The 12,487-nt window shown below is 65.5% G+C and carries 13 protein-coding genes; 5 read left to right on the top strand and 8 right to left on the bottom strand.

Annotated elements, in window-relative coordinates; translation table 11 throughout:
- Positions 1–159 precede the first annotated feature (159 nt).
- Complete coding sequence (locus EOD29_RS18795) at positions 160–504, bottom strand: antibiotic biosynthesis monooxygenase (RefSeq protein ID WP_067003170.1); 345 nt, start codon at positions 502–504, stop codon at positions 160–162.
- Complete coding sequence (locus tag EOD29_RS18790; RefSeq protein ID WP_067003171.1) at positions 501–869, bottom strand: NIPSNAP family protein; 369 nt, start codon at positions 867–869, stop codon at positions 501–503. Before EOD29_RS18790 ends, EOD29_RS18795 begins: the two co-directional genes overlap by 4 nt.
- Before the next feature lie 186 nt (positions 870–1,055).
- On the opposite strand from EOD29_RS18790, the gene EOD29_RS18785 reads away from it, so the two are divergent.
- Positions 1,056–1,730, top strand: a complete 675-nt coding sequence (locus EOD29_RS18785; RefSeq protein WP_127216014.1) for a winged helix-turn-helix domain-containing protein — start codon at positions 1,056–1,058, stop codon at positions 1,728–1,730.
- A gap of 24 nt (positions 1,731–1,754) precedes the next feature.
- On the opposite strand, the gene ligD is transcribed toward EOD29_RS18785, so the two are convergent.
- Positions 1,755–4,268 (bottom strand): DNA ligase D, encoded by a 2,514-nt coding sequence (gene ligD, locus EOD29_RS18780; protein WP_127247425.1) that lies wholly within the window; start codon positions 4,266–4,268, stop codon positions 1,755–1,757.
- A gap of 153 nt (positions 4,269–4,421) precedes the next feature.
- Positions 4,422–4,928: a ferritin-like domain-containing protein gene (locus EOD29_RS18775; protein WP_067003177.1), complete on the bottom strand. Its 507-nt coding sequence runs from the start codon at positions 4,926–4,928 to the stop codon at positions 4,422–4,424.
- A gap of 397 nt (positions 4,929–5,325) precedes the next feature.
- On the opposite strand from EOD29_RS18775, the gene EOD29_RS18770 reads away from it, so the two are divergent.
- Both EOD29_RS18770 and EOD29_RS18765 read left to right on the top strand, forming a co-directional pair.
- Complete coding sequence (locus tag EOD29_RS18770) at positions 5,326–5,472, top strand: hypothetical protein (protein ID WP_082980733.1); 147 nt, start codon at positions 5,326–5,328, stop codon at positions 5,470–5,472.
- Between the two features lie 195 nt (positions 5,473–5,667).
- Entirely contained in the window at positions 5,668–6,120 is a 453-nt protein-coding gene (locus EOD29_RS18765) for a DCC1-like thiol-disulfide oxidoreductase family protein (RefSeq protein WP_127247424.1), read from the top strand.
- A 191-nt stretch (positions 6,121–6,311) separates the two neighbouring features.
- Here the strand turns inward: EOD29_RS18765 and EOD29_RS18760 are convergent, their stop codons facing one another.
- The 3 genes from EOD29_RS18760 to EOD29_RS18750 are packed head-to-tail and all read right to left on the bottom strand — an operon-like array spanning position 6,312 to position 9,810.
- Complete coding sequence (locus EOD29_RS18760; protein ID WP_127241936.1) at positions 6,312–6,689, bottom strand: DUF1850 domain-containing protein; 378 nt, start codon at positions 6,687–6,689, stop codon at positions 6,312–6,314.
- A complete protein-coding gene (locus tag EOD29_RS18755; RefSeq protein ID WP_127247423.1) occupies positions 6,686–8,812 on the bottom strand; it encodes a TRAP transporter permease in 2,127 nt (708 codons plus the stop codon). Before EOD29_RS18755 ends, EOD29_RS18760 begins: the two co-directional genes overlap by 4 nt.
- A gap of 38 nt (positions 8,813–8,850) precedes the next feature.
- Positions 8,851–9,810: a TAXI family TRAP transporter solute-binding subunit gene (locus EOD29_RS18750; RefSeq protein WP_067003186.1), complete on the bottom strand. Its 960-nt coding sequence runs from the start codon at positions 9,808–9,810 to the stop codon at positions 8,851–8,853.
- A 252-nt stretch (positions 9,811–10,062) separates the two neighbouring features.
- Between EOD29_RS18750 and EOD29_RS18745 the strand changes: the two genes are divergently transcribed.
- Entirely contained in the window at positions 10,063–10,425 is a 363-nt protein-coding gene (locus EOD29_RS18745) for a YciI family protein (RefSeq protein ID WP_095825200.1), read from the top strand.
- 4 nt (positions 10,426–10,429) lie between these two features.
- Positions 10,430–11,677 carry a DUF6596 domain-containing protein gene (locus tag EOD29_RS18740; protein WP_127247422.1) on the top strand — a complete coding sequence of 416 codons (1,248 nt, stop codon included), beginning with the start codon at positions 10,430–10,432 and terminating at the stop codon, positions 11,675–11,677.
- Between the two features lie 22 nt (positions 11,678–11,699).
- Here the strand turns inward: EOD29_RS18740 and EOD29_RS18735 are convergent, their stop codons facing one another.
- The gene (locus EOD29_RS18735) at positions 11,700–12,329 is read right to left on the bottom strand and encodes a glutathione S-transferase family protein (RefSeq protein ID WP_127247421.1); all 630 of its coding nucleotides are present in this window, start codon (positions 12,327–12,329) and stop codon (positions 11,700–11,702) included.
- Positions 12,330–12,487: the final 158 nt, after the last annotated feature.

Below are 12,487 nucleotides of genomic sequence, written 5' to 3'. Positions count from 1 at the left end.
CCTCCTTCTCCCCTTGCGGGAGAAGGTGTCGCCGAAGGCGACGGATGAGGGGTGTTCCAGGGAACGCCGACGTCTCACTCCGCTGGAACACCCCTCAACCGTCTCGGCGCTGCGCGCCGATCCACCTTCTCCCACAAGGGGAGAAGGGAGAGCCGCGTTTCACCCATTCACTATGCGGCTGTCTTCGGGCGCTTCAGCCCTTTCATTTAGCCCGTAATCGCGCACCACATGGGCGATGCGCAGACGATAGCCGGCAAAGATGCCGCCACGGCCGGCCTTCTGCGCCTGCCGGTGCTCCTCGGTGTTGCGCCAGGCCTTGACGGCTTCCTCGTCGCGCCAGAAGGACAGCGAGAGCACGCGCCTCGGATCGGTCAGGCTCTGGAAGCGCTCGACCGAGATGAAGCCATCGATGCCGTCGAGCAGGGGCTTGAGCTCGGCGGCGATGCCAAGATAGGCGTCACGTTTTCCCTCCGCCGGCTCGACTTCGAAGATGACGGCGATCATGCCTCTATCCCTTCTTTGACCGTTACGTCGGTGCGAAAGACCTGCCTCGGGCCATGCGGTGCCGAGACCAGTTTCAGGAAGATCCGGTCTTCCTTGAGAATGAATTTCTCGCGCCGCGCGAACTCATAGTTTGCCTTGCCGGCCGGGTCGGCGGCAAGCCGCGCGCGATAGGCTTCGTAGGCCGCGAGGTTCTCGATGTTGTAGGCCGCGTAAGCCGTGGTGGCCGAACCCTCATGCGGCGCGAAATAGCCGATCAGCTCGGCGCCGCAGCGCGGAATGGCCTGACCCCAGGCGCGCGCATATTGCTCGAACGCGGCCTTGCCGAAAGGGTCGATCTCGTAGCGGATGAAGCAGGTGACGGTCATTTCGGTCTCCTCGTCGATTGGCTTACTGGGTCGGTGGGCTTGCTGGCGGCGACGGTTCGACCACGGTCGAAACATCGCTTCACCGGCTGTGCTAGACGTTCTGGTGTCAGCAGCGTTTGCCGAGCTCCTTGAGCTCGCCTGAGAATAGTGCTTCCCTCACGGGAATGCTTCGATGAGGATCGAACTATGCGTGAAGGACCCGATATCGCCCGCATCGCCAGCCTGGTCGGCGACCCGGCCCGCGCCAACATGCTCAACGCGCTGATGGGCGGCACGGCGCTGACCGCGTCGGAGCTGGCGCTTGAAGCCGGCGTGTCGCTGCCCACCGCGTCCTCGCATCTGTCCAAGCTGATGGACGGCGGGTTGCTGACGCTGGCGAGCCAGGGCCGGCATCGCTACTACGGCCTTGCCGGCCCGCAGGTGGCGGGCATGCTCGAGGCGATCATCGGCGTCGCCGAGGCGGTCGGCCCGAAGCGGGTGCGGCCCGGCCCGCGCGACGCGGCCATGCGCGTGGCGCGGGTGTGCTACGACCATCTTGCCGGCGAGCAGGCGGTGGCGATGCTCGACCGTCTGGTCGACCGGAAGCTGCTGCTGCGCCAGGAGAACGAGATCAGGCTGTCGCCGTCAGCCATTTCGCATTTCGCCGCGCTCGGCATCGAGATCGACAGCAAAGCGAAGCGGCCGATCTGCCGCGCCTGCCTCGACTGGAGCGTGCGGCGCTCGCATCTGGCCGGCGCGCTGGGCGCCGCCATCCTCGACAAGGTCATCGTCAAAAAATGGGCGCGGCGCGACAAGGACAGCCGCGCCGTGGTGTTCTCGCCGAAGGGCAAGCAGGAGTTCGAGAGGGTATTTCTGGCGTGACGGACTGGCCGGCTCGGCTGTTGGCTAAGCCCGCTTGAGCGGTTTGCCCAGCTTGAATAAATCCGCCCACGGATCGGCCTTCTTCAGCTGCTTTAGCGTCGTGGCGTCGCCGAGCGGAAACGCATTGGGCGGCAGGCCCTTCTCGATCTCCGGCCAGGTCACCGGCATCGACACCGTCGCGCCCTTCTTGGCGCGCGAGGAATAGGGCGCGACCGTGGTCGCGCCGCGGCCGTTGCGCAGGTAGTCAACGAAGATCTTGCCGGTGCGCGCCTTCTTCGACAGCGTCGCCGTGTAGCGGTCGGGCGCGGCCTGCTCCAGGGCGCGGGCGAAATCATGGGCGAAGTCCTTCACCTCGTCCCATTCGGCGGAGGGCTTGAGCGGCACCAGCACGTGATAGCCCTTGCCGCCAGACGTCTTGACCAGCGTCGGCAGCGACAGGTCGTTCAGCTTGGCTCGGATGTCGAGGGCGGCGGCACGCACCGCCTCGACCCCGATGCCCTCGTCCGGATCGAGGTCGAAGATGATCTGGTCCGGCTTTTGCAGTTCGTCGACGGTCGAGCCCCAGATATGCACCTCGACGACGCCGTATTGGACAAGGGCTGCAAGCCCGTCGAAATCCCTGATGAACAAGATCTCCTCGCCGTCGGTCGGATCGTTCATCCTGGCGATCTTGTCGCTCATGCCCGGTGAGGCATGTTTTTGGAAGAAGCGCTGGCCATGGATGCCGTCGGGCGCCCGCACAAGGCTGAGCGGCCGGTTGACGACGAATGGCTCAATTCGCGGCCAGACCAGGGCGTAGTGATCGAGGAGATCCTGCTTGGAGACCTTTTCGTCGGGCCACAGCAGCTTGTCGGGATGCGACAGCTTCACCGAGGTCTTCGCCGTTCCGGCCGAGGTTTTTGTCTCGGTCCTGCCGCTGCTCGCCTTTGCTCCGCTTTTTGTCTTGCCGTCGGCTTGCTTCGGCTTTTCCTGCACCACGTCCTCCGCCGGCTTGTCCTCGCGCAGCCCCTGGAACGAGGCGTGGCGGATTATATGGTCGGATGTCCAGCTGCGGAACTCCACTTCGCCGACAAGCTCGGGCTTGACCCAGACGAGGCCCTTGCCCTTCGGCACGGCGGCAGAAAAAGGCGACTTCGTCGTCTTGAGGCTGTCGAGTTTTTTCTTAAGGTCCGCAGCCACCTTGCCGGAAAAGCCGGTGCCGACGCGGCCGGCATAGTTGAGCTTGCCGCCTTCATGATAGCCGACCAGCAGCGAGCGCAGGCCGCGCCCGGTCTTGTCCGAGGGCAAGTAGCCGCCGATGACGAATTCCTGGCGCAGCGTGCACTTCGACTTGATCCAGGTGAGGCCGCGGCCGCTACGATAGGGCGCGTCGGCACGTTTCGACACCACGCCTTCGAGACCCATGCGGCAGACATGCTGCAGCATGACGCTGCCTGGTTCCGCAAAATGATCGCCGAAGCGGACGGCGGATTGCTCCGACCGCTCGCCGAGCAGTTCGGCCAGCGCCTGCTTGCGCTCGACCAGCGGCTCGCGGCGAAGGTCCTCGCCATTGAGCCGCATCAGGTCGAAGACGTAGTAGATGAAGCGGTCGGTGCGGCCGGCCGAGAGATCCGCCTGCAGCATGGCGAAGGAGGACACGCCGCTGTCGGCCAACACGACGATCTCGCCGTCGATGATGGCGTCGCGGCATTTCAGTCCGGCAAGCTCGGCCACGACCGGACCTTCGAACTTCTTCGTCCAGTCAAGGCCGGTGCGGGTCAGCAGCCGGACATCGCTGCCGGCGATCTGCGCCTGCATGCGGTAGCCGTCGAACTTCACCTCATGCACCCATTCCTCGCCGGAAGGCGCAGTCTTTTCGAGCGTCGCCAGCTGCGGCTCGACGAATTCGAGGCGTGGGGATTTTGCCTTGCCTGCAGCCGGCTTGTTGGAATGCCAGACCCTTGGTTTGGCGCCCTTGGCCGTCTTGCCCTCGCCGATCTCCTCGATGGTCAAGCCCGACTTTACCGATTGCGGCGCCTCTACAAGTATGTCTTCACCAGGGCGGGCGGCGGCGTCATTGGATTTGATCAGCAGCCAGTTGTCGCGCTTTTCGCGCGGGCGCGGCTTCAGCCTGACCAGATGCCAGCGGCCGTTGAGCTTCTGGCCTTCGAGCTCGAAGTCGATATGGCCCTTCTTCATGCCCTTGGCCGGGTCGCCGTCGGGGATCCACCGGCCTTCGTCCCAGACGAGGACGGAACCGCCGCCATATTCGCCCTTCGGAATGGTGCCCTCGAAAGACGCATAGTCGATCGGGTGGTCCTCGACATGCACCGCCAGCCGCCTCTCGTGCGGGTCGAGACTCGGTCCGCGCGTGACCGCCCAGCTCCACAACACGCCATCATGCTCGAGCCGAAAGTCATAGTGGAGCCGCGTCGCGGCATGCTTCTGGACAACGAAGATGCCGCCGGCGTCGGTCTTCTTGCTGGGCGCGAGCTGGCCGGCCGGCTCCGAGGTTTTCCGGAAATCGCGCTTGGCGTGGTATTGCTCGAGGCCGGCCATGACATCGTGCTCCTATGCGAATCTGCGCCTGGACGTAGACGCCACGGCGACCTCCCTGGCAGGCGGGTGCCATCGCAACGGCCAAGGCTCCGCTTCGGTTCCGGGCAGGCGAAAGCCGGCGGCTGTCCGCCGGCCTTTCGGGCTCACAACTAGCTATTCGGCAGCCTGCAGGTTGACCTTGCTTTCCGCGATCTCGGTGAGCTTGCGATCGGTCGCCTCTTCTTCCTTGAGGTTCTTGGCCAGCACATTGGCGCAGTCGCTGCGGCCGAGCTGCTTGGCCCAGGCGATCAGCGTGCCGTAGCGCGTTATCTCGTAATGCTCGACGGCCTGAGCCGAGGCGATCAGCGCGGCATCTAGGACCTCCTTGTCCTCCACGTCGCCGCTCACGTCGTCAGCCTCCTCGAGGATGCCGTCGATGGCGGGGCAGTTGACGGTCTTGGCCTTGACGCCATGCAGCTCGAATACCTGCTCGACCCGTTCGATGTGGCCCTTGGTCTGCGCGAGATGCTTCTCGAAACCGGCTTTCAATTGCGAATCCGTCGCCTTGTCGATCATCTTCGGCAGCGATTTCTCGATCTGTTTTTCGGCATAATAGATGTCGCGCAGCGTGTGGACGAAGAGGTCGTCCAGCGTCTTGATGTCCTTCGAAAAGAAACCCATGGCGGTTGCCTTCCATGTCTGGTGTTGTCCGGAAGTTGCGCGGCCGGTCCGCCGCCAACGCGGCCGGGTTCGGCCCCGGCCTTGATCGATCAACGTCACCGCGCAGGGCAGGTTCCTGCCGGCGGACGACGCCGCACGGAAATTTCAAGCCACCTTCGATGCGTGAAACAGAAGCGCGCCCAAGCGACATAGAGACGAAACATATGTGATGCAAAAGTCACACGAGCCGGAAACGCGACAAAAGGCGTGGAAAGACCGCGAATCAGCCGCATTCCGGCCACGATGCAACGCGTTTCGGACCAGAAATTAACATGGCGTTCACCGACTATTCACGCCTCGAGGCTATGATCCCCGCAATTCGGAAGGGACATCCGAAAACGGGACAGGGACAGGGAAAATGAACTTCTGGAACCACATCGCCGGCTATGCCGCCGCCATCCGCGAATTCGTCGCGCCGACCTATCGGCCCGAGCGCTATTACATGCGCGGCCCGGGCCCGGCCTGCGCACGCCGCGGCAACTCGCTCGGCATCGGCACGCACTGACCACGATGCTCGACAGCCGCCACAACAGCCGGATCTGCAAGCCGGTCGCCGACACCCGCGCCACGACCTATCGTGACGAGCGCCCCGCCGTCATCGACGGCAGGCGTGCGACAACGCCGCGACTTTGACGCCGCCGCCGGCTGGCTTAGTGTCCCCCTAGCTTAGTGCCTAGGGGCACAAGCGGCCGGGGCCGACATGACCGACCTGTCCGAACAGAAACGTCCCCTTCTCCCAGGCCAAGCTTACGATGCCCGCCAGCCGCTGCTCGTGTTCGACGGCGTCTGTGTGTTCTGCTCGGGCTTCGTCCAGATCGTCCTCAAGATCGACCGCAAGAAACGCTTCCGCTTGGCCACCGCGGAATCGCCGCTCGGCGAGGCGCTGTTTCGTGAGCACGGCCTGCCGACCGAGGATTACGACAGCAACCTCGCCATCATCGACGGCGCCGCCTTCACGAAGCTCGACAGTTTCGTCGCCGTCATGGCGGCGCTCGGCTGGCCGTGGCGCGCCGCGAGATTGCTGCTCGTCCTGCCGCGGCCGCTGCGCGACTGGCTGTACGACCGCATCGCCAAGAACCGCTGTGCGCTGTTCGGCCGCAAACACAGCTGCGAGATCCCCTCCGCCGAGCTGCGACAGCGGCTGATCAGTTGAGATCGGAGGGTCGGATGAAGCTTCTGATTGTCCGCGGTTACGGCACCTTCGGCGGACGCATCGTGCAGTTGCTGGAGAGCGAGCCGCGTCTGACCTTGCTCGTCGCCGGCCGCTCGCTCGCCAAGGCCGAGGCCTATTGCAAAGGACGAGGCGGCACCAAGTCCAGGCTCGTGCCGATCGCGACGCGGATTTTATCGCGGCTGGCTCGAACCCGCGCAGGCTTCGAGCACGACCGAATCCCCGGCCGTCCCGCCAAGTTCCAGGCAACTCGTGACCGTGCACAAGGTCCAGCCTTCCCCGGTTGCGCCGGATGCGGCGAGCACCAGACGCGGCTGTGATCGGACCCTGGGAGCATAGACCCACCATCCGTCCCGCAGCACCGAACCTTCCGGCGGCTCCATGCCGGCGCCGGAGCCCTTGACGCGCGCTTCGACGACGCGCAGACCTGCCGGCGTCACCTTCCAGTCCTCTTGCCAGCGCGTCCGTTCCACCGAATGCGTCCAGGACAAGGTAAAGGCGGCAACGGCAAGCGTCACCGACTTGCCGGCTGCGAGGATGCACAGGCTCATGCAGGGCCGGCCGCGGATGCCTGGCGCGCGCGCCAGCAGTGCCAGCCGATCCAGAGCAGCGCCAGCGCCCAGCCGGTTTCGTCGGTGAGCGGCAGCGCCGCCACCAGCAGCACGCCGGCGGCGAAGGCGACCAAGCGCTCCCACCAGGCCATGCGGCGAGCGAGGAAGCCGACGGCGGCGGCGCCCCAGAGCACGATGCCCATGCAGGCTTTGGCGACGACGTAGGCGACCTCGACCGGATAGCCGAACGAAGCCGCGATCGGGCCTGCATCCTGCAGCATCAGCGCCGGCGTGTAGACGGCCATGAACGGCACGACGAAGCCGGCGATGGCGAGCTTGGTCGCCTGAATGCCGATCTTCAGCCCGCTTTCCCTGGCCATGGGCGCCGCGGCGAAAGCGGCGAGCGCCACCGGTGGGGTGAGATCAGCCATGATGCCGAAATAGAAGACGAACATGTGGCTGACGATGAGCGGCACGCCGAGCGACAGCAGCGCCGGGCCGGCGAGCGAGGAGGTGATGATGTAGTTGGGGATGGTGGGGATGCCCATGCCGAGCACCAGGCAGGTGAGCATGGTGAGCAGCAGCGACAGGAACAGATTGTTCTCGCCGATGGAGATGATCCAGCCGATGAAGGTCGAAGCGATGCCGGTCAGCGTCAGCGTGCCGATGACGATGCCGACGATGGCGCAGGCGATGCCGACCGGCAGCGCGTTCTTCGCCCCTTCGGCAAGCGATTCGACGCAGATGCGCAGCGTCTCGCGACCGCCCTTGAAAGTGACGCAGGCGACAATGAGCGCCGCGATGACGAGGCCGAGGATGTTGACGCCGAAGCGCATGAAGGAGGCGGCGGCAAGGCCGAGCGCCAGCCAGAAGACGACGCGGAAGGCGAACGGTCCGATCAGCGCCGCCAGCGGCGTGCCGAGGATCAGCACGATGGTCAGCGCCAGGCCCATGGTGCCGGCGAAGATCGGCGTATAGCCGGCGAAGAGCAGGTAAACCAGCACGGCAAGCGGCAGCACCAGCGGCCAGTGCTGCCGCACCGCATCCCAGGGATTGGGCAGCTCAGCCTTGGCCATGCCGTGCAGGCCGGCCTTGCCCGCCTCCAGATGCACCTGCCAGAAACAGGCGCCGAAATAGAGCAGCGCCGGAATGATCGCCGCCTTCACCACCTCGGCGTAGGGGACGTTCAGCGTCTCGGCCATGATGAAGGCGACCGCGCCCATCACCGGCGGCATGATCTGGCCGCCCATCGAGGACGTTGCCTCGACGGCGCCGGCGAAGGCCGAGCGGAAGCCGAAGCGCTTCATCAGCGGAATGGTGAACTGGCCGCTCGCCACGACATTGGCGACGCCCGAACCGGAGATGGTGCCCATCAGCGCCGAGGAGAGCACGCAGACCTGGGCCGGACCGCCGCGCCAGGAGCCGACCAGGCCAAGCGCGAAATCGTTGAACAGCGCGATCATGCCGGCGCGTTCGAGGAAGGCGGCGAAGACGACGAAGATGAAGATGTAAGCCGCCGAGACATAGACCGGCGTGCCGTATATGCCTTCGGTGCCGAAGGCGAAGGTGTCGACGAGCTGGGCGAAATCGTAGCCGCGATGGATGAAGGGCGGCGGCAGGTGATTGCCGACGAAGCAATAGGCGAGGAAGATGAAGGCGATCACCGCCAGCGGCAGCCCCATCAGCCGCCTTGCCGCTTCGAAGACGAGCACCACCAGCAGCGTGCCGACGATCAGGTCCGGCGTGGTGAGGAAGCCGGAGCGGCGGATGAGGTCGGCGTAGAAGACCCAGTTGTAGAGGCCGGTGGCGAAGCCGAGCGCGCCGAGCGCCCAGAACGCGGTCTTCGCCGCTACGCCGGTGGCGCGCAGGTTGGCGATCAGGCCGAAGCCGAGCAGCAGCAGGAAGCCGACATGCATGGCGCGTACCACCTGGCTGGGCAGGCTGCCATAGGCGGCGATGTAGATCTGGAAAACGGAGAAGGCGACGGCAATCAGGAAGGCCGCCTCGCCAGCGATGCCGCCGCCGAAGCCCGGCGGCAGGCCTTCGACCTGTTCTTCGGCGACAGGGAGATGAAAAGTGGTCGAATTGCCGTCGGTCGTTGTTCCAGACGTTGCTTTGCTCATCCGACGCGCTCCATAGCAGACTGCCGCGCCATCCTCGCTTACTTGATCAGCCCTTTTTCCTTGTAATATTTCTCCGCGCCGGGATGCAGCGGCACCGGCATGCCGTCCAGCGCCTTGGCCGGATCGATCGCCTTGGCGGCGGCATGGGCGGCGGCGAGCTGGTCGAGATGCTCGAACATCAGCTTGGTCATCTGATAGGCGGTCTCGTCGGAAACATCGGCCCGGGTGACAAGGAAATTGCCGACCGCGGCGGTGGCGACATCCTCGGTCTGGCCCTCATAGGTGCCCTTGGGAATGATCACCGAAAGATAGGGCGAGCCGATCTTGGCGACGTCCTCGGCCGGCACGGCGACGACGTTGATCGGCACCGAAGTTGCGAGATCGCGGATCGAGGCGACGCCCAGGCCCGCCGATTGCAGCGTGGCGTCGAGCTGCCGGTTCTTGATCAACTCGACCGACTCTGCGAATGGCAGGTACTCGACCCGTCCAAGATCCTCATATTTCAGCCCGGCGGCAGCGAAGATGGCGCGGGCGTTGAGCTCGGTGCCGGAGGCGGGCGCGCCGACCGACAGGCTCTTGCCCTTGAGGTCGGCGAGGGTCTTGATGCCGGACTCCTTGCTGGCGACGATCTGAATATAGTTCGGATAGATGGCGGCTATGCCGCGCAGCTTGTCGAGCTTGCCGGGGAAGCCGGCTTCGGTGTTGCCTTCGGCGGCGAGCTTGACGGAATCGCCGAGCGCGAAGGCGATCTCGCCCTTGCCCTGCTGCAGCAGGTTGAGGTTCTCGACCGATGCCTTGGTTGCCTGCACCTGGGTGCGGGCGCCTTCGATGCCCTTGCCGTAGATTTCCGACAGCGCGACGCCGAGGGGATAGTAGACGCCCGACGTGCCGCCGGTCAGCACGGTGATGAATTCCTGTGCCCCGGCCGACATGGCGCCGAGGCCGAGCGACAATGCCAAAGCGCCGGCGGCAACAAATTTCGTCCTGAAATCGAGCATTTTGTTTCCTCCTCCTGATGGTCGCGCCGCGCCGCCTCTGCCGGCGCGAAGCTGGGAGTTTAGACAGGAGACGCCAAATGCCAACCCGCAATTGCAGCCATTAGACGAACGATCGAGGGGTGGCGAAAGCGTCGGCTTGCGCTCGATTGCTTTGGAGGCGAAAGATTTTCGCGGCGCCTGTCGAAATCGGCCGTGGCCGCACGACATAGGTCGGCCCGCGACGACGCGGCCTTCGAGAAAACGGAGAAGACCATGCGATACATGCTTTTGATCTACAATGACGAAGCGGCAATGGCGAATGCGCCGCGCGACAAGACCGAACAGACGCTTGCCGCCTACAGTGCCTATACCGAAGCCTTGAAGAAGTCCGGCGCGTACCTCGCCGGCGAAAGGCTGCGTCCGACCCAGGCGGCCACTTCGATACGGCTCGCCGACGGCAAGACCAATGTGCTCGACGGTCCCTATGCCGACACAAAGGAACAGCTTGCCGGCTTCTACATGATCGAAGCGACCGACATCGACACCGCTATGGAATGGGGCGCGCGCTGCCCGGCAGCCAGCACCGGCACGGTCGAGGTGCGGCCGATCTGGGAAATGACCGACTACCGGTCCTAGCAATATGGACAAGCGCCCGGAGACGGCGCGGGCGGCGGCCGAGGCGGCCGCCCGGCAGAGCTACGGCAAGCTGGTTGCCTATCTCGCTGCTCGCATGCGCGACGTTGCCGGCGCCGAGGACGCGCTGGCCGACGCGTTCGCCGCCGCACTGGAGCGCTGGCCGAAGAGCGGCGTGCCCGAAAAGCCGGAGGCCTGGCTGCTGGCGGTGGCGCGCCGCCGCGACGTCGACGCCGTGCGGCGGCGGCTGACCGGCGAGGCGGCCCGCGGCCACCTGCAGCTGATTGCCGAAGAGGCGGAGGCGCGCATGACGCACGAGGATTTGCCCGACGAGCGGCTGAGGCTGATGTTTGCCTGCGCACATCCGGCGATCGAGGCCAGCGTACGCGCGCCGCTGATCCTGCAGACCGTGCTTGGCTTCGACGCCGCAACCATCGCCTCGGCCTTTCTGGTCTCGCCGACGACGATGGGCCAGCGCCTGGTGCGCGCCAAGAGCCGCATCCGCGAGGCCGCCATCCCCTTCCGGGTACCGGAGCGGGCCGAGCTCGGCGAGCGGCTCGATGCGGTGCTGGAAGCGATTTACGCCACATTCGCCGAGGGCTGGTCGGATCCGGCCGGCACCGAGACGCGCCGACGCAACCTGGCTACGGAAGGCATCTGGCTCGGCCGGCTGGTCGCGTCGCTGATCCCGGATGAGCCGGAAACGCTCGGGCTCCTGGCGCTGATGCTTTTCGCCGACGCGCGGCGCACGGCGCGGCGCAGTCCCGACGGCGACTTCGTGCCGCTGGCTGAGCAGGACGTGGCGCTTTGGGACGACAAGCTGATCGACGAGGCGGAAGCGCTGCTCAGGCGCGCCGCGATCAGGCGAACCATCGGCCGCTACCAATTGGAGGCTGCGGTCCAGTCGGCGCACACGGCAAGGCGGCGGAGCGGCCGCACCGACTGGACCGCGATCCGCCAGCTTTACGACGCGCTGATGGCGATTGCCGGCTCGCCGGTGGTGGCGATCAACCGCGCTGTCGCGATCGCCGAAGCCGAGGGCGCAGCCGAGGGTCTTGCCGCGCTCGACGAGATCGGCGGCGATAAGCGGCTTGCCGAATACCAGCCCTATTGGGCGGCGCGGGCCGAGCTCTTAGCCAGGCTCGGCAGGACGGCCGAGGCCGCCGAGGCTTACGACCGGGCGATCGGCCTCGAGCGCGATCCGGCCTTGCGCCATTTCCTGCAGGCCGAGCGGGGGAAGCTGGTCCGCAACTGAGGCGAGACGGCGGTTCCAGCAACTAGTCCTGCGGCCACATCTCATGAGAAAGGTTCAGTTTCTGCATGATCGCATGCTGGCGCAACTTGCCCCACAGCCGTTCGATGTTCGGCCAGGCTACGCGAGCGCTCTTGGTGTCGGGATGCCAGGCCACCAGCATCACGAGATAGATGTCGACCAGCGAAAATTCCTCACCGGCCAGCCACTCACGGCCGGCGAGCGCGCTATCGAGAATGGCAAAGCCGCGATCCATTTCGGCGATAGCCGCCTCCTTGACCACCTGCACGCTATCGGCGTCGGCCGTGTAGCGGTGGGGGTAATAGAGCCTCAGGATCGCGGGATAGAGCGCCGACGACATGAAGGCCATCCAGCGCAGGAAATCGGCGCGCGCCGGCGAGCCCGCTTGCGGCGCCAGATGCGCTTCTGGATGACGCTCGGCGAGCAGGATGCAGATCGCCGCCGATTCGGTCATCGACCGGCCGTCGGGCAATGTCAGCGCCGGCACCTGGTTCAGCGGGCTGATGGCGAGGAAAGCCGGATCGGGCGGATCCTTCTTCGGCACGTCGATCTGCCGGAAAGGCGCGCCGGCCATAGCCAAGGCCGCCTCGACGACGAAGCCGCCGCTGCCGGGACGCGTGTAAAGCTTGTACATAAAATCCTCCCGCCGGCCGATTCGAGGCCGGCGGCGATTTGAACCGGAAGCGGCGCCTTCCTCAAGCCGGGCTCCGCTTGCCACAGACGCTTTTTGAGCGATCCAGCTTGCATCATCCCGGGAGTGCCGCTTGTTCGCAAGCTCTTGAGATTGGCTGT

It is taken from the genome of Mesorhizobium sp. M1A.T.Ca.IN.004.03.1.1 (assembly GCF_003997555.1).
Lineage (GTDB): Bacteria > Pseudomonadota > Alphaproteobacteria > Rhizobiales > Rhizobiaceae > Mesorhizobium.
This window is presented reverse-complemented; position numbering and strand designations above follow the sequence as displayed.